General features: G+C 44.0%; 22 protein-coding genes and 1 pseudogene. 17 read left to right on the top strand and 6 right to left on the bottom strand.

Annotation, left to right across the window (positions count from 1 at the left end; all coding sequences use genetic code 11):
• Window positions 1-37: 37 nt before the first annotated feature.
• The 9 genes from IX95_RS08065 to IX95_RS08025 all read left to right on the top strand — a co-directional run bounded on the left by IX95_RS08065 (window position 38) and on the right by IX95_RS08025 (window position 9,656).
• Window positions 38-1,171 (top strand): VpsD family glycosyltransferase, encoded by a 1,134-nt coding sequence (locus tag IX95_RS08065; RefSeq protein WP_038158494.1) that lies wholly within the window; start codon window positions 38-40, stop codon window positions 1,169-1,171.
• Window positions 1,168-2,598, top strand: coding sequence for an oligosaccharide flippase family protein (locus IX95_RS08060; RefSeq protein WP_038158492.1), 1,431 nt, complete (start codon window positions 1,168-1,170; stop codon window positions 2,596-2,598). The genes IX95_RS08065 and IX95_RS08060 overlap by 4 nt, the downstream gene beginning before the upstream one ends.
• Window positions 2,588-3,832 (top strand): VpsF family polysaccharide biosynthesis protein, encoded by a 1,245-nt coding sequence (locus IX95_RS08055; protein WP_051912502.1) that lies wholly within the window; start codon window positions 2,588-2,590, stop codon window positions 3,830-3,832. Before IX95_RS08060 ends, IX95_RS08055 begins: the two co-directional genes overlap by 11 nt.
• On the top strand, window positions 3,825-4,325 hold the full coding sequence (locus IX95_RS08050) for a serine O-acetyltransferase (protein ID WP_019276013.1): 501 nt from the start codon (window positions 3,825-3,827) through the stop codon (window positions 4,323-4,325). Before IX95_RS08055 ends, IX95_RS08050 begins: the two co-directional genes overlap by 8 nt.
• A gap of 11 nt (window positions 4,326-4,336) precedes the next feature.
• Window positions 4,337-5,665, top strand: coding sequence for a phenylacetate--CoA ligase family protein (locus IX95_RS08045; RefSeq protein WP_038158489.1), 1,329 nt, complete (start codon window positions 4,337-4,339; stop codon window positions 5,663-5,665).
• Window positions 5,641-6,750, top strand: coding sequence for a glycosyltransferase family 4 protein (locus IX95_RS08040; protein ID WP_038158487.1), 1,110 nt, complete (start codon window positions 5,641-5,643; stop codon window positions 6,748-6,750). The genes IX95_RS08045 and IX95_RS08040 overlap by 25 nt, the downstream gene beginning before the upstream one ends.
• A complete protein-coding gene (locus tag IX95_RS08035) occupies window positions 6,747-7,913 on the top strand; it encodes a hypothetical protein (RefSeq protein WP_038158484.1) in 1,167 nt (388 codons plus the stop codon). The genes IX95_RS08040 and IX95_RS08035 overlap by 4 nt, the downstream gene beginning before the upstream one ends.
• Window positions 7,910-8,641 (top strand): WecB/TagA/CpsF family glycosyltransferase, encoded by a 732-nt coding sequence (locus IX95_RS08030; RefSeq protein ID WP_038158482.1) that lies wholly within the window; start codon window positions 7,910-7,912, stop codon window positions 8,639-8,641. The genes IX95_RS08035 and IX95_RS08030 overlap by 4 nt, the downstream gene beginning before the upstream one ends.
• A 196-nt stretch (window positions 8,642-8,837) precedes the next feature.
• Window positions 8,838-9,656 (top strand): RbmA family biofilm matrix protein, encoded by an 819-nt coding sequence (locus IX95_RS08025; protein WP_038158480.1) that lies wholly within the window; start codon window positions 8,838-8,840, stop codon window positions 9,654-9,656.
• 217 nt (window positions 9,657-9,873) lie between these two features.
• Here IX95_RS08025 and IX95_RS08020 read toward each other — a convergent pair whose 3' ends face one another.
• Window positions 9,874-11,088: a glycosyl hydrolase family 28-related protein gene (locus IX95_RS08020; protein ID WP_038158478.1), complete on the bottom strand. Its 1,215-nt coding sequence runs from the start codon at window positions 11,086-11,088 to the stop codon at window positions 9,874-9,876.
• Between the two features lie 269 nt (window positions 11,089-11,357).
• Here IX95_RS08020 and IX95_RS08015 point away from each other — a divergent pair, with 269 nt between their 5' ends.
• The 4 genes and pseudogenes from IX95_RS08015 to IX95_RS08000 all read left to right on the top strand — a co-directional run bounded on the left by IX95_RS08015 (window position 11,358) and on the right by IX95_RS08000 (window position 17,345).
• Complete coding sequence (locus IX95_RS08015) at window positions 11,358-14,207, top strand: beta-prism lectin domain-containing protein (RefSeq protein WP_038158477.1); 2,850 nt, start codon at window positions 11,358-11,360, stop codon at window positions 14,205-14,207.
• A 238-nt stretch (window positions 14,208-14,445) separates the two neighbouring features.
• A pseudogene (locus tag IX95_RS08010) lies at window positions 14,446-15,442 on the top strand (S1 family peptidase).
• A 67-nt stretch (window positions 15,443-15,509) separates the two neighbouring features.
• Window positions 15,510-16,499 (top strand): S1 family peptidase, encoded by a 990-nt coding sequence (locus tag IX95_RS08005; RefSeq protein WP_019276003.1) that lies wholly within the window; start codon window positions 15,510-15,512, stop codon window positions 16,497-16,499.
• 177 nt (window positions 16,500-16,676) lie between these two features.
• Window positions 16,677-17,345 carry a LuxR C-terminal-related transcriptional regulator gene (locus IX95_RS08000; RefSeq protein ID WP_031342955.1) on the top strand — a complete coding sequence of 223 codons (669 nt, stop codon included), beginning with the start codon at window positions 16,677-16,679 and terminating at the stop codon, window positions 17,343-17,345.
• A gap of 51 nt (window positions 17,346-17,396) precedes the next feature.
• Here the strand turns inward: IX95_RS08000 and nadE are convergent, their stop codons facing one another.
• Window positions 17,397-18,224: an ammonia-dependent NAD(+) synthetase gene (gene nadE, locus IX95_RS07995; RefSeq protein WP_038158475.1), complete on the bottom strand. Its 828-nt coding sequence runs from the start codon at window positions 18,222-18,224 to the stop codon at window positions 17,397-17,399.
• Between the two features lie 110 nt (window positions 18,225-18,334).
• Here nadE and IX95_RS07990 point away from each other — a divergent pair, with 110 nt between their 5' ends.
• Window positions 18,335-18,847, top strand: coding sequence for a nicotinate-nicotinamide nucleotide adenylyltransferase (locus IX95_RS07990; protein ID WP_038158473.1), 513 nt, complete (start codon window positions 18,335-18,337; stop codon window positions 18,845-18,847).
• A 30-nt stretch (window positions 18,848-18,877) separates the two neighbouring features.
• Window positions 18,878-19,366, top strand: coding sequence for a hypothetical protein (locus tag IX95_RS07985; protein WP_019275999.1), 489 nt, complete (start codon window positions 18,878-18,880; stop codon window positions 19,364-19,366).
• Window positions 19,367-19,400: 34 nt separating this feature from the next.
• On the opposite strand, the gene IX95_RS07980 is transcribed toward IX95_RS07985, so the two are convergent.
• Both IX95_RS07980 and IX95_RS07975 read right to left on the bottom strand, forming a co-directional pair.
• The gene (locus IX95_RS07980) at window positions 19,401-21,260 is read right to left on the bottom strand and encodes a putative bifunctional diguanylate cyclase/phosphodiesterase (RefSeq protein WP_038158471.1); all 1,860 of its coding nucleotides are present in this window, start codon (window positions 21,258-21,260) and stop codon (window positions 19,401-19,403) included.
• A gap of 111 nt (window positions 21,261-21,371) precedes the next feature.
• Window positions 21,372-22,265 (bottom strand): LysR family transcriptional regulator, encoded by an 894-nt coding sequence (locus IX95_RS07975; RefSeq protein WP_038158470.1) that lies wholly within the window; start codon window positions 22,263-22,265, stop codon window positions 21,372-21,374.
• Window positions 22,266-22,378: 113 nt separating this feature from the next.
• Between IX95_RS07975 and IX95_RS07970 the strand changes: the two genes are divergently transcribed.
• Window positions 22,379-23,557 (top strand): multidrug effflux MFS transporter, encoded by a 1,179-nt coding sequence (locus IX95_RS07970; protein WP_038158468.1) that lies wholly within the window; start codon window positions 22,379-22,381, stop codon window positions 23,555-23,557.
• Between the two features lie 63 nt (window positions 23,558-23,620).
• Window positions 23,621-23,974: a hypothetical protein gene (locus tag IX95_RS07965; protein ID WP_038158467.1), complete on the top strand. Its 354-nt coding sequence runs from the start codon at window positions 23,621-23,623 to the stop codon at window positions 23,972-23,974.
• A gap of 55 nt (window positions 23,975-24,029) precedes the next feature.
• Here IX95_RS07965 and IX95_RS07960 read toward each other — a convergent pair whose 3' ends face one another.
• Together IX95_RS07960 and IX95_RS07955 are read right to left on the bottom strand one after the other, a co-directional pair.
• Window positions 24,030-24,653 (bottom strand): glutaredoxin domain-containing protein, encoded by a 624-nt coding sequence (locus tag IX95_RS07960; protein ID WP_038158466.1) that lies wholly within the window; start codon window positions 24,651-24,653, stop codon window positions 24,030-24,032.
• 52 nt (window positions 24,654-24,705) lie between these two features.
• A complete protein-coding gene (locus tag IX95_RS07955) occupies window positions 24,706-25,596 on the bottom strand; it encodes a DMT family transporter (RefSeq protein ID WP_038158528.1) in 891 nt (296 codons plus the stop codon).
• Between the last annotated feature and the right edge of the window lie 57 nt (window positions 25,597-25,653).

The raw sequence follows: 25,653 nt of genomic DNA, 5'->3' as shown, positions 1-25,653 counted from the left end.
CATTCACTCTCTGAGCCTTCTCGCTAAAGGTTCGATGATGAAAAAAGTCCTCCTAGTGATGCCATTGAGTACCCTTAAATGGGGAAGTGATAACGCCGGTGGCGTTGACTCCGTCTGCCAGCAAATAGTTCAGTCACTTGAGTTCAGCGCGCCTAAGGGTTTTGAGTATGAAATTCTGGCAATTAAGGTAGGTTCTTCTCAACAAGAGTTGAACCAAAGAATTCAGCTCAATGAGCGAACTCATGTCACTTTCATTGCTAGCAAAGGGAAAATTCTAGGGGTACCTGTACCAGGCTTTGTTTTTCAGAACGTTAAGCTAAGTGAGCTTGCTCGTCGCTTTCAGCCTGACGTGATCCACAGCCACCTGCCCAGTCTCCCTCTGTTACCAACTGGTAATGCTCACTCTGTGCTTACCTTGCACTCATTGGGTAAAGTCGCTAGAAAACGTCGTAGTTGGCTCAACAACTTAATTTTTGAAACCGTGCTTCCAGCATTCAGTTTACGTTCTGCCGATCGGTTAACTTATGTGGGTGATATCTTGTTTGATTCGTTACCAAACGCTTTGCGTGCAAAAGCGCACAAGGTGGGCAATCCGGTGAATGATGTGTACTTTAAGCAAACAAAAAGATCAACATCAGAGACATTGCGGTTGGTGACTTGCTCTTTAATCTCACCACGCAAGCAAGTCGACCAGATCATCAGGTTGTTGGCTCAGTTAGCGAGTACTATCAATGTAGAGCTTAAGATTATTGGTCCTGTCGATGAGAATTATGCCAGAGAGCTTAACACGCTGGCAGAAGAGTTAAGTGTTGCTGAAAGAATGGTTTGGCTTGGCCCAATGAATGTGGAGCAAATCAAGCAAGTGTATGAAAATTCTGATGTTGGTGTGTTTCTTTCCCGTGAGGAGACGTTTGGCCTTGCACCATTAGAAAAGCTTGCCTCTGGCCTACCTGTGATCGCAACTGAAGTGGGCATTTTGCAGGAAGAACAAACCTATTTTAGCGCTGCTGGTGTGCACTACACATTGGCTGATGGTTCCGAAAAGGAAACTGAAAACGTTTTGCAGTTTTTGCACAATCTGCCTGAGGTGGATACCGAGTCATTGAAAGCTAAGTTTTCACCGCGTGCTGTAGTCGATGAGTACCAAAAGCTCTACGGAGAGTTGTTGTGATCAAAAAACTGCTCACCTATGCTCCTGTTCAGATCTTTTCGGCCCTCAGCTTGTTTGGACTTATTGCAGTACAGACTCGCTTCCTTTTGCCAGAAGAATACGGTTTTCTCGCCGTCTTGATGGTGATTGTGGAAGCGTCACGTTCAGTATTAGTTCAGTGGATCAATAACTGCCTCATTCGTTTCTATCCGAGTGCGGAACTGGATCGGCAGAAACAGATCAGTGCGGCGGTTGTTCGTTGGTTGATTGGCAATATCCTCTTCTCTTTCTTTGTCATTGGTGCTTTGGTCGCTCTGCTGACAGAGTTTGAATGGCGTGTCTTTTTTGAGGTTTACGCCTTCTTTGTTGCTAAAGCTCTCTATCTGTTTGCGACTGAATTCGCGCGTGTGAACCAGAAGGCGGACTACTACCGCCGAGCTGTAATGACTCAGGCGATCTTGTCGATATTCGCAACCGTGCTATTCCTATCACTATTCCCCACTCTTGAAATGGCGTTGCTGTCTTTAGTCGTGAGTCACTCGATAGGGTTTGCGATGTGTGTTGGTGCTGGAGAGTGGCACAGGGAAGTGATTGCGGAAACCGCGCTTAAAAAAGAGCTGTTCTCTTACGGCGCACCGCTCATGTTGTCTGGTCTATTGGGCATACTGGCAGCAAGAAGTGATCGTCTTTTTATCGCTAATCTCACTGGGCTTGAACAAGCAGGGCAATATGCCGCGATTGCGAATCTATTGTTTGGCATTATGGCGTTAGTTTTTATGGCCATTGCTCTACCGCTTTATCCAGAACTCACCAAACTTACCGAAGACAGAGCACGCCTAATTGCAAAGCACAAGATGTATAGCGGTTTACTGTTTGCACTGAGCTTACCCGCGACTACTGGCCTGTGTTTACTCGCTCCGGCATTAGTGGGCATTTTCCTTGGTGATGCGTACGCAGATATCGACCTAACCACGTTTTATTTGGTCGCCGCTGCCGCCTTGATGTTTAACTTACGCGCACATTTTTTTGATCATGGTTTGCAGTTTACATTACAAACCAAGTACGTGCCTTTGATCATGGCGGTTGTATTACTTGTTCAAGTGCTGGCGGCTTTTGCTCTTATTCCTCAATTTGGCGCATTGGGAGCAGCAATCGGCATTTTATTGGCCATGTTTGTGGGCCTCTTGCTAACGGCCTTTGTTGGTTGGAAGGCGGGATATCGATACCCCATTCCTCAATCCTTGCTAAAAACCGTGATCGCAACGGCGGGGATGGCGCTAGCGATTCTTGTCATCCAGCCATTCCTTGGTCAAATCAACAATGTCTTGGCTCTGATTATCTCGATTGGTATTGCTTTTGCGGTTTATGGTTTGGCGCATTTGCTGCTGAACAGCTTTGAAGTTCGCTCATCGCTACTCAAGCTAAGGAGTAGACAAGGTGCTGTCTAAGATCTATCTATTGCCTTTTATCGCTATTGCATCATCGATTCTACTTGGTGGTTACATGCTAGAAGATCTTGGGGTGCCGTATGTATCTCAAGGTGGATCGCCACTGTTTAAGATCCACTTGTACTCCTACCTGATTCTCATGGGGTTTGGGTTGATATTTCTGTTTGATGGGATGAAAGGTATTGCCCAACGGTTAGGCAGCTATTACCGTTTTTGGCTGATTGCGTTGGCATGCAATGTTTTCGTGATCCTATATGGTTTTGCCATTCATGGTTCTTCAGGGATGGCCTATTTGGTTAATACGTTTTTGGCGCCAGTTTTGATCGTACCGCTACTGGCTTATCTTAACGATGATCAAAAGTCCTTTCTGCTCAAACTGATTGCCTATCTCATACTGCTTAATTCGCTTGTGGCAGTGATGGAATACATGCTCCATTTTCGCCTGGTCAAGGTTGATTTTCAGGAGTTTTCTTTCTTTCGCTCAACGGCATTTCTTACTCACCCGCTTAATAACGCGCTGATAACGGTCAGCATTGCGCTGCTCGTTGCCAACAAAACCAAGCTACCAGGCTTTGTGTATATGCTGATTGTTGCGCTAGCGTTATTCGCATTCGGCGGTAGAGCTGCGTTAGCTATCTTTATTTGTGCAGTATCGGTGTCTTTTGCTCCCATGTTATGGAAAGCCATTACTCAGGGAATTCCGGACAATAAGCAAAAGATCGCTCTATTTATGCTGATCGGATATTTCGCGTTTTGGGCTGGTGCGTACCTGCTGGTTGAGTCTGGCATTACGGAACGAATTGCATCAAAACTTTATATTGATGGCAGCGCGTCGGCTAGATTGGACGTATTCTACTTAATCGATCAATTAAGTGTTCGAGAGTGGATATTTGGTGCAAGCCATCGTCTACTTGAGTCCATTGAGCTCTACTTAGACATTGATGTCATAGAAAACTATTTGGTCGGTTGGATTTTCACTTTTGGGCTTGTAGGTGCTGTTCCTCTGTTTGTAACGGTTTTTGTGCCTTTGGGCTACTTTGCTGTATCAGGCAACTATATTGAACGCGTAACTATCCTGTCTTTTGCTCTGGTCAGTATCACCAATAACTCTCTAACAACAAAAACCCCAGCATTGCTTCTACTCTTCACCTGTCTGTACTTAGCTAAGTCACTTAGGGAAAGGTTGCTAGCTCGTCAAAATTCTCATTTAAATTCAGGTTGTTCACATGCCTAATGCTATCGCTCTATATCGTATTGCACGTTGGTTCTATCTAAAAAAAGTACCGATAATTCCCGAGATATTTCAGCTATTCATATTTGTTCTATATGGAAGTCGAGTCTCTGCCAAGTGTCAGATTGGCAAAGGGAGCATGTTTGCTTACAAAGGGATGGGCGTATTACTTCATGATCGAACGGTGATTGGAGAAATGTGCAACATAGGTGTTGGTTGCAAAACAGCAGGTAAAGGCCCTTATCGAGAGGTACCTCGAATAGGCAGTCGTGTTTACCTTGGCCCCAATAGTATACTCATCGGCCCAATTATTGTTGGTGACAATGCAATCATCGGCGCAAATAGCGTGGTGACAAAAAGCGTCCCAGAAGGTGCCATTGTTGGTGGGATTCCAGCCAAAATTATTGGATGGGTAAAAGACAACGATTATGACATCCATGACAATCGTTCTGACGTTGAAGGGACAGCCCCATTCCTTCAGGACCTCCGTGGTTAGGGGATAGTAACGTGTACACCTCGTCGATATATAAGAAATCGCCAATATTTATTCAGAACGTAATGGTGTCTTTACGAGACTTAGTGCGTGCAGCCATTCGTAGTGAAAAACGTGTCGCAGGTTTGAAGAGTCAGCTTAGAGAAAACGAATACTCTCATGATGCACTCAAGATCTTTTGTGATTCGCAACTTGAAGCGGCATTGTTGCGCGCAAAAAGCACTGCTGCTTACGGAACACATCAACAGCTAGACCAGTTTGCGTTTATTGACAAACAAGATGTCAAAGCCTCACCGGACGCTTTTCTCAACACACAGCTCAACCCTAAAGTGACAGTGAAGGGCAGTACTAGTGGCACAACAGGTACGCCTCTATCGATCCCACAAGACCTCAATTCGGTGCTTAGGGAGCAGGCGTTTGTCTCTCGTCATTTAGAGTGGGCTGGCTACCAAAAAGGCGACAAGCGAGCGTGGATTCGCGGTGATGTAGTCGTGCCACTATCTCAGAAAGTTGGCCCTTATTGGCGCTATTCAGTTTTTGAAAACATGATTCTAATGTCGTCGTTTCATCTGACAGCGGATGCGATTCCGGGTTATCTGACAGCAATGGAAGACTACGGTGTCGATATTATTCAAGCGTACCCATCCTCAATCGCTACGCTAGCCAAGTTCCTAGAAAGCAAGGACTTGTATTACCGAGGCAAATTGAAATCGATCGTGACCTCCTCTGAATCTCTCTCACAAGAAGATCGAGAAGTAATTGAGAAACGTTTTCAATGCAAGGTGTTTGATTGGTATGGGCTGTTTGAGCGTGTCGCAGCGATTGGTAGTTGTGAACATGGCAATTATCACCTTATTTCTGATTATTCGCATGTTGAATTTCTAGATAGTGGTGATGGCAAGCACGAGATTGTTGGCACGAACTACAACAATGCACTTTATCCCCTCGTACGCTACCGCACTGGGGATCACGTTGTTTTGGCAAATGAACAACGTTGCCCATGTGGAAGAACATACCCTGTTATTGAGAAAATCGAAGGACGCGTTGGTGATTTTCTGCTCGGTGAAGATGGTCAGAAAATCCATATTCTTAACCACATACCAAAAGGTATAGAAGGCTTAATAAGCTGCCAGTTTGTTCAAGAAAAAGCAGAATCAATCAAAGTATTAGTTGTCGTTGACGAAGCCAAGTTTACGAAGCAGCAGGAACAGCAACTCATCGCCAACACTAACGAGCGTGTAGGACAAAGCATTACAGTCGATGTTCACAGAGTAGATGCATTACCGAGAACGAAAAATGGCAAGGTGCGTCAGGCCGTATGCAGCGTGGAGAGCACATTTTGAAAAAGACCATCAATCTGACCATTGCAACTGATATCAAAGGGCAGGGCGGAATTGCAACTGTATTGGGCGTTTACCAACAGTCCGGGTTCCTTGCTGACAATGCGGTAAGGCTGATTGCAACTCACTCTACCAACAATCGACTTGGGCGCGTTGGAGCATTACTGCTTTATATCAGCGCGTTAGTTAAGGTCTTGTTCTACTTTGCGTTTTATCGTGTCGGGTTAGCACATATTCATGTTGCCTCAAGAGGAAGCTATTTGCGGAAATCAGTGCTTGTGAGGTTGATTAAAGCACTGGGTGGCAACGTGATACTGCATTTGCATGGAGCTGAGTTTCGCGATTTCTATGCGAACGAGTGTGATGAGAATAGAAAGAAGCACATCCGTGACACATTCGAAATGTCGGATGTGGTTATTGTGCTTTCCTCTCAGTGGATCGATTGGGCGAGAGCGACTTTTAATCGTTCAGAGCACTTCCAGTTGGTCTATAATGCTGTGCCATCACTTGAGCTTGAAGCATCGTCTACATCTTCTTCAACCATCAGCTTTCTAGGAAGAGTGGGTGAGCGTAAGGGCGTTCATGACCTGCTCGAGGCCATGGTTAGAGTCAAACGACACTGCCCTGACGCTAAGCTCATGATTGGAGGTGATGGTGAAGTTGAAAAGTACCGTGCGATGGCAAGGGATTTAGGGCTTGATTCCCATGTGGAGTTTTTGGGTTGGGTTTCTGGTCAACGCAAGCTCGACGTGCTGAGACAGACTCAAATCTATTGCCTACCTAGCTATAACGAAGGGTTTCCAATGGGTGTATTGGAAGCGATGTCGGCTGGTATTGCCGTGGTGTCCACTTACGCTGGTGGTATTCCTGATGCAATATCTCATGGCAAGGAGGGCACTCTCGTAGAAGCTGGGGACTCAGAGGCCTTGGCTGATGCGCTTATTGAACTATTGATTAATCAAGATATGAATCAAAACTATACCCAAAACGCAAAACAAAAATTTGATGAACACTTTTCTGTGCAAGCGATTATTCCTCAAGTGCAACGTATTTATGATGTCGTGCTTCTCCAAAGGAGTCGCACATGATTACTGATATTCGTCGCTCACTTTTAGACGATGCCACTCACAACGATTTTGCCGGTTTTGATCCGTTTGATGGACTAAATGCTCGCGTTTTCGATGTTTTCCCGCGTTTGCGTAATTCGCTATTCGGCCTCGCATGGATTCAGATTTTCAAACGCTCGAACATTAATATGCGTCACCTTCTTGGAGTACCAAAGAAGCGCAATCCTAAAGGCGTTGCTTTGTTTATTTCAGGGATGTTAGAGCAATACCAGACCACTCATGAAACTCACTTACTTGAAGAAGCCCAGAAATTGGCAGACTGGTTGTTGGAGCATCAGTGCTGCTCGAAAACTTGGGGTGCTTCTTGCTGGGGATATCATTTTGATTGGAAAGCCCGGGCATTTTTTGTACCCAAGGGTAAACCCAACGTCATATCAACCATCTACGTAAGCAGAGCTTTGTTCGACCTTGGAAAGCTGACCAACAACCAACGCTATGTTGATGCAGCATGTTCCAGTGCAGAGTTTATTGTTGAGCATTTATACACAGAAGATCAGCAACGACAATTTTTTGCTTATATCCCAGGGGAAAAAGCATTCGTCCATAACGCAAGTTTATGGGCCGCTGCCTGGGTTGGATTTGTTGGTTCTGAGACAGACAACGCGAAATATCAAGAACTTGCTAGAACTGTGGCTTGGCAAAGTATCAATGAGCAGTCACCTGATGGCAGTTGGGTATATGGCGCACGCAGCCACCACCAGTTCATTGATGGTTTTCATACAGGTTATAACCTTGAAGCGTTATACGAACTCAAACATTCGCTGCAAACCGACGAGTTTGACGAGTCGATTGATCATGGGTTGGTTTACTACAAAGCACATCTTTTTGAAGAAGATGGTACGGCGAAGTACTACAACAATAACCGCTACCCTCTTGATCCGCATTCAGTAGCTCAAGCTGTGATCACCTTAATTAAGGTCGGTGGAGAGCAAGACGATTTAGACATGGCAGACAAAATACTCAATTGGTCTGTCAAAGAGCTTTATCTTTCAGATAAAAAGCAATTCGTTTATCAAAAGACCGCACGCACAACTAACGCGATTAACTATGTGCGTTGGACTCAAGCTTGGATGTACCTGTCCATGAGTATTTATTTAAAGAATCAGAAAGGAGAAAAGTCATGAGTCGAGTGACATTCTTGGGAAGCCCAATGGACACAATGACCATGGCTCAAACCGTAGAATCAATAAAAGATCGTATTGAATCCGGAGAGTTTACTCAACACGTGGTTGTGAATGTTGCCAAACTGGTAAACATGAAAAAGGATCACGAGCTAGCAAAATCTGTGACTGAATGTGACATCATCAATATTGATGGTATGGGTGTCGTGTGGGGGGCAAGGTTTGTTGGTCATCAGATCCCTGAGCGAGTCGCGGGTGTCGATTTGTTTCATCACCTCAATGCTATGGCTGAGGCTGAGGCGTTTCCTGTATTTTTCCTAGGAGCAAAACAAGAAGTTGTAGAGAAAACGGCGCGAGTCATGAAAGCCAATCACCCCAGTCTCAATATAGCTGGATATCACCATGGCTATTTTTGGGATGATGAAGAAGCTTTAGTAAACAAAATCAAGGAGTCAGGCGCAAAATTACTATTTGTAGCTATTACATCGCCAAAAAAAGAAAACTTCATTAATAAATGGCGGGATGAGTTGGGCGTGGACTTTGTTATGGGGGTAGGCGGTACATTTGATGTGGTTGCGGGTAAGGTTAACCGCGCTCCGGTTTGGATGCAAAATGCTGGATTAGAGTGGTTATATCGAGTTATTCAGGAACCAAGAAGAATGTGGAAGCGCTATTTGGTGACTAACTCAAAGTTTGCTCTTTTATTACTGAAAGAACGACTTGGCAAATAATCAATCCTGTCTATACAACCCTTAATGTGATTTTTGTCACTAAAGCAATGTAACAACTGAAAACATTTTCTTTGATTAATAAGTTTAATTAATACTCAAGGTGTTATTGGTTTTTTGTTTGAATGTAAAACACTCAGTTGTTACGCTTTGTTCTGCCGTACTAATCAAATCTATTTATTAACATTTTGGTGTGAAAATGAAAAAACTAATTATCGCTCTACTTTCGGGTAGTATAGCGCTGAGCACTTCTTTGTCTGTATTTGCTGTTGAGAATCAAATTACGAACGAAGAATTTCTTCTTGATGCACAAATTCAACTTTCTAAAAATCAGGTACCGACAGAAGGTGGGTATTTGTCTGCAAGCATTGATTTAACAAATATTGGTGATGGAGATGCCAGCCTTAAATATTGGGTATCTGTAAAAGGCCCTAAAGGTATTGTATTTCCTGCTAAGTCAGTTGTTGGTGTTAATAGTTCTGAATTTGACAGTGAAAATATTGAAGAAGGGTCTGCACTACATATCGAACGTGGTATTTGGGTACGTGAGTATATGGATGATGGTTTATATCAAGTAGCTGTCGAAGGTGTTAACGTTGAAACGGGTAAAACTTTCTCTAAATCAGAGACGTTTGCTAAGGGCGTAAGTATTGAACAGCCAGCGGCTATCGATGGCCTGATACTAGAAGCATTTGCTGTTAACGACACGATTTTCCCTAGTGAAGGTGGTTATCTGATTCTCGACCTGCAAGCTCATAATACCAGAGAGCAATCTGCCAACATTGAGTTCTGGGTAACTGCTGTTGGTCCAGACGGCTTGGCAATTCCTGTTCACGCTCGTGTTCTTAAATCGGTACCAGCTCTGGAGGAACTTAGTATTATTCGTGGCTTCACTCTGGACGCTAGCTACCCGGATGGCGAATATACGATCGTACCGCAACTATATGATGTAGATAGTGGCAAACGTGTTGAAGGCGCCATTAAAGTTTATAAAGGTGAACGTGCCGTTACTGACTAAATCTTTCGTTTTCATATTCTGTAGCAGGTATCTTCCTGCTACTTTCTTCATCCACCCCTTCTAAATACCTACATTAGTTTAAGCACTTCCCCATGTAATATTCTCAATATTTTTATATTCATGTATTTTCATAGCGGGTGCCTCTAATTAAACTCACGAAAAATGATTTGGTTAAAGTACGCTTCCACTTGTCACGTGAAGTATCAAAACGTTAGAGCTAATTTCCATCGACCTTTAGCGTTTTGGTATTTTCTTCTATTTTTATTTTTTCGGATGACGTATCAATAGAAAGAAAATCGCATCCTGACTCCCCGTCGTACTCGTTACCAACAATATTTACGTTTTCAAATGAGTAGCCACTTTTCTGACTATAAGTTCGAATGATCTTTTTATATTTCTGCTCATTTGTTCCTTCACAGGTAATGTTGGAGAAACGATTATGTGAGACGGAAATATTTTCCACTGACTTTGTCGGTGACTCGTTCGCGGAAAAACTTTGTAGCCTGATCCCCATCGTACTATCGGATACATCGTTATTATGAAACTCAACATTACCCCAGTGTACTGGCTGTTCAGCACGTGTATTGGGGTACACATTCATGACGTAACCGGTGATATTGTCGAATTTATTGTCTTTCACCGAGACATCCGTGTAATAGCTAACTTCTAATGCCGCGCTACTAATATCTTTGAAAGTATTGTGAAGAACAATAGCACCCTGAACTTGGCGTCGGCTTGAAAGCTTTAAAGTACATCCCTGAAATAGATTGTATTCGAAAGCGATGTTTTGTGTACCGGGCGCACTAGAGCCCTGAGTCGCCTGCGTGGTGGTGACTTGGCTGCAGTTGCGAAATGTGTTGGCGAACAATGTCGCATCTTGCGAAAGAGACTCCCCTTGATTCGGTCCGGTTGTGACTCTTAATGCCGCGTCACCAAAATTCTCAAACGTATTGTTCGATAGATGGGAGCCCGACGTACTGGCGAGATAAACGCCTTGCTCGCCCCAAACCTGTTTTATGTCACCATTATTTAGACCGACAAAGTGAAGACCACTTATGTATATGTTCTGAGTTTCTTTTATATAAAGTAGGTATTCACCAATAAAATCAGCGCACTTACGCAATACCACTCCTTGGCTACCAATTAGGGAGATTTGCTTGGTGGTGGTTAAGTACAGCGTTTGACACACATCATATGTGCCTTCAGGGATGACGAGAATGTCCCCAGGGTTTAGAGAAGAGAGGGCGGTTTGAATGGCTTGGCTATCGTCTTGGGAATCGTTACCAATGGCACCAAACTGATCCAGTCGGTACACCTTGTCCTGAGATAACGTGGGCAGAGCAAAAAGAGCGATAATGACGAACAACGGTATTTTCATAATAAACTGACCTAGCTTGGGCATCGGTACGTTTTCTCGAATTATGGCTGCCATTCTATACGCCGCTGGATATTGAGATAAAAGTTTTTATCTTTTGTCTGTTAAATGAAGCGGTATCCCAATTTAAATGTCTCGTTTCTAAGATGTCTCATTATTGAGGCGTGATATTCTCGCCTAATTGTTGAACAGACCAAATTCCATACAGATAATTTGCGCGAATCAATCCTAACCGCTTATTTCTGGATTAAGCAACGTAACAGAAGAATTACGCCAGTCTTGAGCAATACATTAATTTGGCAACAAATCAGCAAAGGGTGTTCTTAATGGAACGTAAATTATTAGCAGTGGTATTTGGCTCACTTGCATTAGCCAACATCAGCTTGCCTGCCCATGCATCCGAACCTATGGGATGTATTATCAGTCAGCAGTCAGGGGAGAAGTATTGCCTTAAAGCGGGAGAGCGCTCAGGTTATTCACTTCCAAATTGGATCTATGCGCACCCGGTCGATGTTCTCGCTCCGAGTGGTGTTTCTGTTATGTTGAGTGACTGGGATAACTTGTCATACAACAGACTAGCCGTTTTTGACTCTTATACGTCAAACGAACAACTTAAAAATGTCAAAGCGTATAACGGTCGTTACTTAGACTTTTCTAAGCCTCGTTCGATGCGTGTATTGGCGTCGGAGCAATACCCAGAAGCATGTATTGTCAGCCTAGAGAATGATGAACGTTACTGTCTAAAAGAAGGACAACGTTCAGGTTACTCGTTACCTGAGTACATTAAAGGTCATGAAGTTGAAGTCCGTGCTCCAGAGGGGCTTGGGGTGATGCTAAGTGATTGGGACAACCTATCTTACAATCGCCTAGCGGTATTTGGTGGTTACAAGTCTAATGCTCAGCTAGAGTCAGTTAAAGCGTACAACGGTGAAATCCTTGATTTCTCAAACCCACGCTCTATGCGAGTTTTGGCTTACACTGAGCCAGATAAGAAAATCGAGACTGAGCTGAAATGGTCTTGGCAGGGTAGCAGCTTTAAACCTGAGTCTGATCAGGTAATGGTAACGCCAGTTACCGCTCAGCTTAATGATGACAACGGTGATGGTCGAATCGATAACCAAGACGTCGCAGATGTGATTGTTGTAACGTTTGAAGGCCGCAATTATTCAAGCGCTGGTCTTGTTCGAGCACTAAGTGGTGTGGATGGTTCCGAGCTATGGAGCTACGACAACGGCGGTGTTATTGCAGATGCTCGCTACAGCCCTGCTGTTGCCGATCTTGATCATGACGGTGTGGTGGAAATTGTCACGACCAGCACAGGCAGTGACTTCATCAAGGTGCTAGATAATCACGGTAATGTGAAGAAGCAGATTGCGACTATTGAGTCTGGCTGGAGAACAGTCGGTGACATCGCATTAGCAGACTTGGATGGCGATGGTGATATTGAAATTCTGTCTGCGGATGGCGTCTACGATTATCAATCTGGTCAGCTAGTGTTTAGCCATACTTGGTCTCCAGCATCAATCAGTGGTGACTTTGACGGTGACAACCGTCAGGAAGTGTTTGCTGATGGTACTTTATTCCAAAGCTCTGGAGCTGTTGATTGGCAGTACAGCGCAGCTGATAAAGTCTGGTTCTCTTCATTGGTTAACCTAGATTCAGATAAGAACCCTGAGTTGGTCGTCTCTGTTCCGGCAAGTTACTCGTCGGCACAGAACAGCTCTCTTGCAGTGTTGGAGCATGATGGTTCAACTAAATGGGAAATCACTAACGAGAACAACCCAGGTGGTGGCGTTCAAGCTGTTTCAAGTTTCCTAGCTGCGTACAGCGAGTCAGTGACTCAGCAATCAGAAGTTTTTGGTTACGAGAAAGGCAATGTGGAGTCGGCACAAGTCGGTAATGAAAACCTGCTCTATGTCCGTTCTGGTGCTGCAATCGATGCGATTGGTACGGATGCCCATAACACGATTGGTGGTAATGGCGGAGCACTTCGTGATCCTATCGATCTTTCAAATGTTACGGCAATTGACGTCACATACGGGAAGTACTTCTGGGGTGGTCGCCATCTCCTGGCAATGGAGTTCTCTCTGAAGAATGGTTCATCAGTCATGGTGGGATCTAAAAACTATGGCTACCATCTGCAAACCAAGCGCTTTGTTCTTCCTGAAGGTGAGAGCGTTACGGGCGTTAACGTTTGGTCGCAAGGTTGGCTGGTTGAAGGCGTACAGTTTGAAACGGCAACGACAGCAGGCACAGACAGCATCGGTATTGTTTACGCAGGTTATAAAGCCGTTGATATGTACAATGCTAAAGGCGAGTTAGTTTGGTCTGTTGAAAACGACGATATTGGTAGCGGTAAGATTGGTGTTTCTGCGTACGACTTTGATGCTGATGGTATCGACGAAGTGCTTGTACAGGATCATTTCAAAGTACGAATCCTTGACGGTCAGACTGGTAAAGAGTTAGCTGTTATCGACAACTCAACCGGAACTTTGTGGGAATACCCAATCGTTGTTGATCTAGAGGGTGATAACAATGCTGAAATGATCGTGGTCGCAAACAACTACGACAGTAAGTACAGCATCAACAAGGGCGTGTATGTGTATCAGTCTGCTCAGGATGACAAACCATGGACTAACGCGACGCGCATCTGGAACCAACACTCGTTCAACCTAACGAATATTACACAGGCGGGACAAATTCCTGAAACGTATCAGCCGAGCTGGCTAAGTCACAACACTTACCGTTCGAGCACGCTACGTGCAGGTAAAACGGAGTTTTCTCCTATCTTTGGTTACCCGAATGGTGATGTTCAAAAAGCGGAAGTGACAGCGAGCAACTTGCTTTACGTACGTTCTGGCTTAGCGATTGATGCAGTAGGTACAGAGCTTAATGCGCTAATTGGCGGTAACGGAGGCGCGCTACGTAGCCCTGTTGATTTGAGCCAAGTAGAGAGCATCGAAGTCAGCTCGGGCCACTACTACTGGGGTGGTAACCATATCGTTGCGTTGAAGTTTAAGTTCAAGAATGGTTCTTCAGTCATGTTGGGGTCTAAAGGCTACGCTTCGCCAATCAAAGTCGAAACTTTCGATATCCCTCAAGGTAAGCAAATCAAAGCAATCAATGCTTGGACCGCGGGTTGGTTAGTCGACGCGATTCAGTTCGAATTGAACTAATAGCATCTTAAGCTAGTACATAAAATGCCAGGCAGATTCTCTGACTGGCATTTTTTTATCCTCATTTTGTCGAAAGTAGCTCGACATATCAGTTTCTATAGTAGATATGAGTCTTAACCAAGTTAACACTTTGGGTCAAAAGATAGCCCGAACGCATGAAATCTCTCGACGTAAGTAATTTCTGATATGTACTATCAGACCTGATATTAATGATAATAATTCGCATGGAAAATTTTGTATGAGAAAGCTATCCATACTTTTACCGTTTGCATTGTTTGCCAGTGGTTATGCTCAAAGTGCCGAGATTTCGCCCTATATAGTGAACGGTAGTTACGCTAACGTAACGACATACCCCTCGATAATAAGCTTGTTTAAAGATCGTATTGATTATGACAACAAGTATTATGTCGGAAGTTACTGTGGCGGGACGTTACTAAATGATCAGTATGTTTTTAACTGCTGCGCATTGTATTTATGGTGACGAAGAAAAGCAGTTGTTTACCTCCGCCGTACCAAAGCTTCAAAACGAGTCAGATTTTCCATATAGCGTCATTGAACGTGTGATGGTAAATGAGATTTACTATAAAAGTACCTATAACGATTCGACTTTAACCGATGATATTGCGATTTTGAAGCTTGCAACCCCTATGCAAACATCAAGTTCAGCAGACTACGTAGTTAGAGTTAGTACTGGTGATGATACTACATATAGAAGTACCTCTGAGACCTTTCACGCGGTCGGGCACGGGAATACAGAACCTGGAGCGGACAATAATGATAATCTGCTATTCACTCAACTCCAATATGTAGCCAACTCATCTTGTAATGTTTACACAGGTGTTGATACCAGTGCTAACCTTTGCATGGGGTGGCCAACACCAAGTAGCAATGGTCTCGATAATGCTACTTGTCAAGGAGACTCGGGAGGCCCGCTATACTGGTTGGATGGCAGTACCTACAAGCAAGCCGGTATTACAAGCTTTGGTCCTGCAAGTGGGTGTGGAAATCCTGCAGTTGAACCTAACTCAGTGTTTACTGAGGTTTTAGATCACGAAGCATGGATAGTCTCTGTGCTTAGCGGCTCGGAAACGCCTGTTCGGACTATTAGTGACTCAGATCGAACTAGTTATTTAAATTCAACGAACTCTTCTGGAGGCGGTGGCGGCGGTTCACTCGGCTATCTGTCTATTCTATTGATAAGCGCCGCCTTATTTAGAAGGAAATTAACAAGTTAGAATCTAAACCGTTTGCCCTTTCGTAAGCTAAACTTAATGTTGACGGATGCGAAAGGGAGACGGGAAAATGAAAAATCCAATTTGGTTCCTTAGCCTAATACTGGTTAGCTCCCGATTGCTGGCGGTCGACGTATCGCCTTATATCGTGAACGGCAGCAACGCGAATATCGTCAATTACCCATCTTTTGCCAGCCTTTTTTACCGCAACGGAAATACTTACAGTACCTCGAGTTATTGCGGCGCGACTATGATTAACAGCCAATACGCGTTGACCGCGGCTCACTGTATTTATGGTAATGAAAGTACCATGCTATATACGGTTGTCGTCCCCCAGTTAGAAGATGAAACGAATTTTTTATCTACTCAACAAGCAAAAGCAGAAGAGTTTTATTATCCGGATGACTACATTGATTCAGGCTCTGAGCTGTGGCCCAATGATATTGCGATTATAAAACTTGAATCTCCACTGTCCGTATCTGATTACACCTCTCTTCTAAATACCACTCTCAATAACAACTTTCCCAGCTCAGCAGACTACAAAGCGATTGGACATGGTCTGATAGAAGGGGGAGGAAATGGAACCCAGCTTTTGGAAACGTCGCTAGACTATATATCGCTTGCTAGCTGTCAAACGCAGTACAGTAAAGTAACCGATAAACAAATCTGTTTTGGCGGGCCTCAAATTGGCAGTTATCAAAACTCCACGTGTAATGGTGATTCAGGCGGACCAGTCTATTGGTTTAATGGTGTTCAATACATACAAATAGGTATTACTAGTTTTGGGCCCAGCACTTGTGGAGACCCATCCCTGAATGTCACTTCTGTGTTTACCGATGTCTATGATTACATCGGTTGGATCAACAACGTCATTAATGGGCAAGTCACACCAAAGTACTATGTTACAACCGTTAACGGGAATAGGGTGTTGAATAGTAATGTGAATGGCAGCTCTGTCGCAGCGACTTCGGGTGGCAGCAGTGGGGGCTCGCTGCACTATGCCGCTTTATTGATGATGATTGTAATATACTGTCGAAGAAAACTGACCTCAGCTCACTGATTTAGTCTGATGTTAGCTAAATAAAATCGTTCTCAAAAGTGAGAATTGTGCGTAAATAATTGAAAGATATCTTCTTAATGGTGTAATTAGCCAGCGAACAATGATTTGCTATGTTGACTAATTTTAACTAAACGATAGTTTTAAATTACATAATAAGTTGAGCCGGAGAGTTCGCAGATGGCAAATAAATGTACCCACGAGATAACACTTCTTTCAGATGTAAGCATGCAGTCTAGATTGTTTAAAGACTCTTTGGAGCAGGGCATTCAGTTAAACGTGTCAATTGTTCCGGTTGAAGAACTTGAAGCATGCGAAGGTGAGACTTCCGTTCTCGGCGACTATATTCTGTTCGACTACCATTATTTGGATGATGAAAAGTTCGATTTCTATAATCAAGTTCGATCGAAAAGTTACAAGAATTCTAAAGAGATAGTCATTAATTGCCCGAAGGATGTCCCATCCACTCAACTTTTTAAATGGCGTAACTTGGTCGGTGTGTTTTATGTCGATGATGACATCTCGTTATTGCTTAAAGGCATGGAAAAGATCATGCAAGATGAGATGTGGTTATCAAGGAAAGTTGCGCAAGACTATATTGAACACTTCCGCTGTGCTAACAGCGTCACCACATCACAGGCATACGCTAATCTGACTAAACGTGAAAAAGAGATCATGCGCTTACTGGGCCATGGTGCATCCAATCTTCAGATTGCAGATGAACTTTTTGTTAGCGAAAATACGGTTAAGACACATCTGCACAATATTTTTAAGAAGATAAATGCCAAGAACCGTTTGCAGGCCTTACTGTGGGCAAACAACAACATTGCGCTAGAAGAAAGAGTGTAGAAGCGTTTACGGTAGCCATTAAAAACGGGAGCTGAGTGCTCCCGTTTTTTATTAGTCGTATATGGTCGGAATTGGTTGACGTTTATGCTGTGTGGCTTTGTAGATTGCGACCAACCTGTCTGACGCTTCCTGTGATACTGGCTTACCTTCTAAGAAGTCATCAATCTGATCATAAGTGAGATTGAGAGCATCTTCATCGGCCTTTTGTGGAGTCAATTCTTCAAGGTCAGCGGTAGGTGTTTTCTTTACAAGAAGCTCTGGTGCACCTAGTGTTGCTGCAACTTCACGTACCTGACGCTTGCTCAAACCAAATAACGGGGCAAGGTCACATGCGCCATCACCGAATTTGGTATAGAAACCTGTGATGTTTTCCGCTGAGTGATCTGTCCCAAGTACTAATCCACCAACATAACCGGCAATTTCATATTGAGCGACCATGCGAGCACGTGCTTTTACATTGCCTTTGACGAAATCGATCTTAGATGCCTGTTGAGGCAAAAGTTCAGTATGAGCGAGTGCTTCGTGGGAGGCGGCGTGCAGGCCATCAACTCCAGCTTTAATATTGACGGACACAGAGTGAGTTGGCTGAATGAACTGCAACGCTATCTGGGCTTCATCTTCATCTTTTTGTTCACCATAAGGTAGACGAACTGCGATAAATTGGTATCCGCCATCGGTTTCTTCATTCAGCTCATTGACGGCAAGCTGTGCTAGACGACCACAGGTTGTTGAGTCGACACCTCCACTGATACCTAGTACTAACGCTTTGCATCGTGCTTCCTGCAACTTGCGCTTAATAAATTCGACACGACGTGATATCTCAAACTGAGGGTCGATTGATGGCAATACGCGCATCTCGTCGCGAATTAGCTGTTCCATTATGTTTCCTTCCTGCAAGCAATGATTTATAGAAAATAATGGTAATATCATACCTAAATGAACAGATTAGAAAACTGTGAACAGTGATTTCACAATCATCAGGAAAGAAAATGAACAAAATCGCAGTATTTGGCAGTGCATTTAACCCGCCGAGCCTTGGACATAAGAGCATTATTGAATCGCTTATGCATTTCGATAGGGTACTGCTACTTCCTAGTATTTCTCATGCTTGGGGTAAAGAGATGCTTGATTATCAAGCACGTTGTGAACTGGTGGATGCATTTATTGAAGACTTGCAGTCGAGCAATGTCGTGCGGAGTACTGTTGAAGAAACGCTTTATCAGCCAAACCATAGCGTAACGACATTTGCGGTTTTAAGTGAATTGCAGCGTCAATATCCAGAATATGAAATAACTTTCGTAATTGGCCCTGATAATCTTTTTAATTTTGCTAAATTTTATAAAGCGGATGAAATACTTAATCGCTGGTCAGTGATGGCATGCCCTGAGACCGTGAAGGTACGTAGTACGGACATAAGAAAGGCAATAAGTGATAAAAAAGACATTAATTCACTTACTACGCCTAAAGTTTGCCAAATGTTGGTCGAAAAAGGGTATTATTAACGAATGCTGTACTAATTATTTGGGGTGTGAATGAAAACTCATGCATTGATATTGCTAGCAAGTCTGGCTTCTTCAACTATTGGTGCATGTGAGCTATATAGCTCTGGCTATCAGTCTGATTCGGTTTTATTTCATTCCTCACAAGGTGTGTGTTTTTCCTTACTTGACGGTATTCAATACACCGCTGACAAACTGGATGCGTTCGATGACTGGGTATCAGAGGAACAATCACCAGATTATTCTTCTTATTGGTCTGATTGGGTTCTGCAAACGGAGACTAGTCCTATACTGAGTCAAAGTTTAGCCTCTAATTATATTGGCATTGGCGTTTGGGTACCGTCTGAGTTGGAAGATCAGATTAATGTCTCTGATACAGAAAATTGGATAATGAGCCATGGCCTTCAACTCAGTCTAGGCTTCGGTGATAAGAAGCCGGGAGAGCCTCGACTCCGATTAGATTATCGCTGGCACGATGACTACGAGCGCGATGTTATCATGCAGCTTGAGTTACCTTTCTAATGAAAAGTGAAATGGACGCAGCGAGCGTCCATCTTTAAGATTTGAACATGTTCACGACGGTTGGTGGTTCATCCTGAACGGTGTGTGAAGCCTGTATATCAATAATCGTTTTAGGTTTCTCTGGGCGTGAGTAGAAGTAGCCCTGAATCTGATAACAATCCATCTCATGCAATTTCTCTAACGCTTCTTGGCTCTCCACTCCTTCAGCCACTAAATCAACTTTGAGCTGTTTAGCAAGCTGAATAATCAACCAGACTACGCGTTCCGATGTTTCGTTACACAGCATGTTGCGAATGAAAGTTGCGTCAATCTTAATACAATCAATGGGGTAACTGTGAATGTAGTTAAGGCTTGAGTATCCGGTACCAAAGTCATCCAGTGCAACGGTAAAGCCTAATAGCCGTAACTGGTCCAGAATAAATCGAATTTCATTGGTCTGAGACAGTAAGACGGTTTCGGTTAGCTCAATCGTAAACTCATTAGGTTTGAAGCCATAACGGTGGATGGTCGATGTGAGGTGCTTTAAGTAACGATTAGTATCATTGAGTTCATGCGCTGAGCAGTTGATTCCAAGTTTGACCTTGTAACCAAGGCCTTGCTCAAGTTCCTGCTTTGCCTGACAAGCGAGATCGACAATACGTTCTCCCAACTCCACAATCAAACCTGACTGCTCAGCTGCTTCTATGAATTCCAATGGGGAAATCATTCCAAGTGCGCTGCTTTCCCACCTAGCGAGGATTTCAAAATAATCCCAGTGTTCTTGGTTTCGACGCACTATAGGTTGCGCTAGCACATATATTTCGCTGGGGTTAAGGTTCGATGGTGAGAGCTCGTTGCGTAGTGCGTCAATGACCATAGTACGTCGATAGTATTGCGCGCTGAGGTGGGTGTCATAACATTGCACTTGAGAGTTTCTTGACTGCTTGCAATCTTTCAGCGCTAAGCTGGCGTTGAGGATGAGCTGATCGGCAGTGAGTCGATTATCTGATTTTCTCGCAATGCCTATGCTGACATTGACTTTGATATTGTGTGCAGGGTCTTTATAACCGGACTCTAACTTATGCAATATTAAGCGGCACACTTCGAGCGGGTCTCTATTGTACGTAATAAAGGCAAATTCGTCCCCCGCAATTCTAAAGGCTAACTGTCTGTCCTGAATCGAGGTTTCAATCGCCTTGGCAACAAACTTAATAACTTGGTCACCTATATAGTTGCCGTACAAGTCATTGATGGACTTAAAGCTGTCAATATCGACATAGGCTAGAGTGAATGAGTCTCCACTGGTTTCCGACAACCTTTCGAGCTTGTCGGATAAAAAGCTTCGATTGAGCAAGCCTGTTAGATTGTCGTGCGATACTTCATAGCTAAGTTGATTGACGAGACTCTCTGATCGTGCCGAGAGCCACTTAGCTCTCAAGCTATGCACTACGACATTAGCGAATAGAGTGTGGTAGTAAATCAACTCTTCACTCTGATCAATTGGGGTTCTAAAGGCTGATAGCAAAATGCCAAGCACATCACCAGAACGAGTTCTCAGCGGAATACCAAGATAAGCCTCAATATTATTCTCTCGAATGTAGATATCTTCAGGGAAGTCTTTTGCTACACCCTTGGGGTAAAGTACAAAGTCGAGATCTGACTTGCTAACGTGTGCGCTGGGAGTTCCTCTCAGGGCATAGGAGAATGGTTTTTTTAAAGCGCTATCGCTAGCATGAGATAACATATGAGCATTGGAGTTGAACTTATCAATCTCTATCACGCAGGTGCAAAAAGACTCAAAATGCTGATGGAGCACTAAAGTGACCTGATCGAGTAGCTGCGCACCGTCTAATTGAAGAGTTTGATTAACCACATCTAAGCTAATAGACGTAATTTGTTCATGTAACCTAGCCATTTGAGTACCCTACCTTATCGTGATTTAAATCACTTATTTGTTGGTATTGGTTCAATCAAAATATGGTACAGATCTCATAACAATTCAAATTGGAAGGAGATATTTCTTGGCTTAATGCTCTTCCATTTGTTCTTTAGCTAAACGCTCTTTAAGGTAGTCGAGAAACAGTTTTGTCCTAGTATGTTGATAGTCCAGCTTAGGATAATACGCGTAAACTGTTGCTTCATCAGCAGTTATTCGGGGTAGGATACGTATTAAGGTGCCAGCTTTTAGTTCATCTTTTATCATCACATCGTTGGAAATTAAAATCCCCATGGCATTTTTAGCGGCGTAAAAAAGTGCTTCGGGGTTAGTAGTTGCAAGATTTCCTGACAAAATGATCTTCTTTCCATTCGTCAGTGTTATTTCACGATGTGGCCGTTCTCCCCATATTAGCGTGTTGTGTTCAGTCAACTCATCAACCGATTGTGGTTCACCGTATTTATCCAAATATTCAGGCGAAGCGTAGAAGCCCGCTTTGTGCTCGAACAGTGCTGAGGCTTTAAAACTGAGTGAATTAAGCTGTTCTATCTCACGGCTGATAAACAGATCAAGGCTAAGTTCAGGCAGTTGGCCAGGGGTAGTAGTGATCAATTGGATGCGAATGTCTGGATACATTTGTAGAAAATCATCGAGATATTGAACTAGAAATTTGGATCCGACTGCAATGGTGGCACCAATTTTTAAAAGTCCCGCTGGTGTCTGGTTTACTGAACGAGTTTCATCGACAATGGATTGCCAGCCATCAAGTTGGACCTTAGCTCGCTCATAGAACAGCGCGCCAGCTTCGGTTTGAGTCACGGTTCGGGTAGTGCGCTTGAGAAGTTGAACCCCAATCCTTTCTTCCAGCCAATGGACACGCTTGCTGATCGCTGAGCTGGTGGTATTCATTTTTCTCGCTGCACCGTTGAAGCTGCCTTCGTCTACCACACGAATGTAGCTTTGAACACTTTGTATCCAGTCCATGATTTCCTCCCATTAATTCTTTTTGGGAACTAATTAGTTTCCAATTGAGGATATTATCATTCGTTAGCGTCGAATTTAAACTTTATTGCATAAAGAATAAACGAGGTGACGCTATGAAAAAAACGCCGATTCTGCTGGCGATGATGATAATTGCGACGGGTCAGGTAGGTGTGAGTATCTATCTGCCATCATTACCGATGATCAGTGAAACGCTTCAGGTTAACCAAGCTGATGTCCAACTTCTTGTGACGCTGTTTTTAGTTGGATTTGGTGCTTCGCAGTTGTTTTACGGCCCATTATCGGATGCTATCGGACGTCGTCCGGTGTTTCTACTTGGGCAGGGGATATACTTGATCGGAACCGTGATTTGTTTGCTGTTTTCTCATAACTTGTGGATTTTGGTGTTGGGGCGTCTTCTACAGGGCCTCGGAGCGGGCAGCGCGTCTGTATTAGGCAGAAGTGTGCTTCGTGACTGCTATGACGGTGCAGAGCTGACCAAAGCCTTATCTTACGTTTCTGTCACGGCTTCGATCATGCCTGTGATTGCGCCCGTCTTCGGTGGCTGGGTGGCATTTTATCTGGGTTGGGAAGCCGTGTTTATTTTTGTTCTGGTCTACCTAGCCGCAATTTTTACACTGGGTTACTTCATCTTACCTGAGACCATGAACTACGGTCGAACATCATTCAAGGTAGGTGAAGTGGTTAAAAACTATGGAGAATTGATCACCAACAAACAAGTATTGAGTAGCGCGAGCTACAACTGGATTATTTACCTTGCTTGTATGGTTTCCTTGTCTGTAATGCCTTTCATGTTACAGCATGAATTGGGTTTAACGGCTGCCGAATATGGCTCAGTCATGGTGATACCGTCCGCAGGGCTACTGATTGGTACACTGGCATTGAATGTCCTTAATCGCTATTTGAGTACACAACAACTCATGGCTCTCGCTATCTTCATCATGATGGCTGCTGGAGCTTGGTTGGCGGTGACTGGCTTGACGCTGTTCAATATAATCTGGGCTTTTACTTGGATGACGATTGCGCAGGGGTTGTCTTTCCCTCTCTCAATTAGCATGTTGCTTGCGCCACATAAACGGCAGGCTGGTTCTGTATCTGCTCTAACAGGATCAATCCAGATGTGTCTTGCAGGGGTGTTTGGAGGTTATTTAGTGGAGAATTGGATACAAAGCCAAATGGCATTAGGTGCGTTTTATTTGATATCTGCAAGCTTAATGGCAATGGTGCTTTACTCGAGTCGGGTTCGGCCAGTGACACGCCAAGAGTTTGCTTGAAAGGAGTAAAACCCCTGCTACAATGCGCCTCAATGATTGAACTGACGATCTGAGAGGTCGACGATGGAACACAAACAATTCGAAGAGTTAGTCACTGCGCTTTGTGCAAAAGAGAACTTACCGCAAGCACTTGAAGTGTTGAAACAACATGAAAATGAAGAAGTTGCTGAGGCAGCGCAGTCTCTAACTGGTCAGTTTGCTTTGGCAGAAGTTGACGGTGAACAACGCATTTACCATGTGACGATGCAAGAAAACGATCAAGGTGAAGAGCAAGAATACGTTGAGCATGTGATGAACGAAGGCGATGACGTGATTCGATTTGTAGCTTGGTTCTTTGAAGTGATGTTTGATGTAAAGCGCAAAGATACCTATCAGATCGCAGGTAAAACGTACCAACAACCAAAACGCGCGAAATAGTCGAGTTTACGTTTTCTATAAAAACAAAGCCCCATTTTAGGGGCTTTGTTTCTTTTTAACCAACGGAGCTTTGGTTGTTGTCCATGGTAACCACATTATCGGGCACATTGCTTAAGCCTTTTTCTGCCAGCCAAGCTTGCAGATTGTCGGCGCCGCCGATGTAATGACCATCAAGCCAGATCTGGGGAACGGTTACCGGTGTTTTTTCGCCGATAATGGCTTTCACTTCTGGGATCATGCGATACAGAGCCGCGCTATCTTTAACGACATCGTGATATTGGTAATCAATCCCAGCGTCATCAAGTAATTTCTTGGCTTTCACGCAGTAAGGACAGGTCGCTTTTCCGTAGACAATGTTTCCTTTCAACGTATCGCGTTTAGTCCACTCTTGAATAATAGACTGTACCAACACACCTCGGTTCAAGGCTTCACCTTGGCTGACCACTTTGCCTTCGACCATAAGAATAGGAGCATGCCACGCTCCAACCTTCAAGGGTTCCCACCAATGAGAGAGCCAATCTTTCACTTCCAATTCAACGGGAACATCGGCCAATTCATTCTCAAATGTATCTTTGAGAATGTCTTTGGTCAGGGTGCATTCGCCACATGGAATTTTTACACTGAACGGTCCCCAACTGCCGGCCCAGCGATATAGTGTTACTTTGATTGGATCTGTCATAGAGCTCTCTCCCTTAAATGCCTTTAACTAATAGAACGGCGCGCGCTGATATTTATTTCAATTCGCGGGATTTTTTTGATTCCCATTGAGTAATAAAAGCGACAGATGCAATGATGATAGCAGCCCCTAGCCACAGTCTGCCTGGTGGTACCCAACTAAATACAATCCAACCTGCCAGTACATTTAATGGTAATTTCGCGTGGTCAAATGGCTGAACAAACGAAGCATCGGCGACTGAATACGCTTTTACAATAGCCCACTGTGCCAAAGCTGTCAGTGCTCCAGCGGCAAATAGCACCAGCCAGATCGTACCGCCAGTTGGCGTCTGCCAATCTGGAATTGCTAGCAAGATATTAAATGGTGTGATGAGGATCAGTAGGTAGACCACCATCGTCGATGGAGAGTCATCAGACGATAGCTTTTTAACCATAAGCGAATAACAAGCCCAGAAAAATGCAGCGCCCACTGGGAGTAAAGCGGCCCAGTTAAAGCCATCAGCCCAAGGTTCAAGGATGATCATTGCCCCAATGAAACCGGATAGCGTTGCTCCCCAACGTGCTATACCTACGTTCTCTTTAAGAATTAGCCCTGAGCCTACCGTTGCAAAGAGTGGTGAGGTCATCAGCAGTGCGATCCCCTGCCAAATTGGTACCGGGTAAGCGAGCGCCCAGAGCCACAATTGAATACCGATAACCGATAGAAAGACCCGGAAAATGTGCATTCCGAGATGTTCAGTACGCAGAGAGTGTCTGATACCCAATGTTTTTAAGTAGGGAAGAATGACAACCAACGCAATCGCATATTGGATCAATGCGACAGTAGTGGAAGACAAGCCGAAATTAATACTAGCGACCTGAGCGAGGCTGTTAACCAAAGCAAAGGCTAAACCAGCCGTGAGCATCCAGCTCGCGCCCTGAATAGGATGGTGGGGTCTTGAAGCCATAATTGTTGTGTTAAGGAATGTAGTAGGCTGAATCATACGATGTTCTTTGTAGTACGT

The organism is Vibrio sp. B183 (assembly GCF_000740665.1).
Lineage (GTDB): Bacteria > Pseudomonadota > Gammaproteobacteria > Enterobacterales > Vibrionaceae > Vibrio > Vibrio coralliilyticus.
The sequence above is the reverse complement of the archived record's forward strand: the minus strand, read 5'-3'. Positions and strand labels throughout refer to the sequence as shown.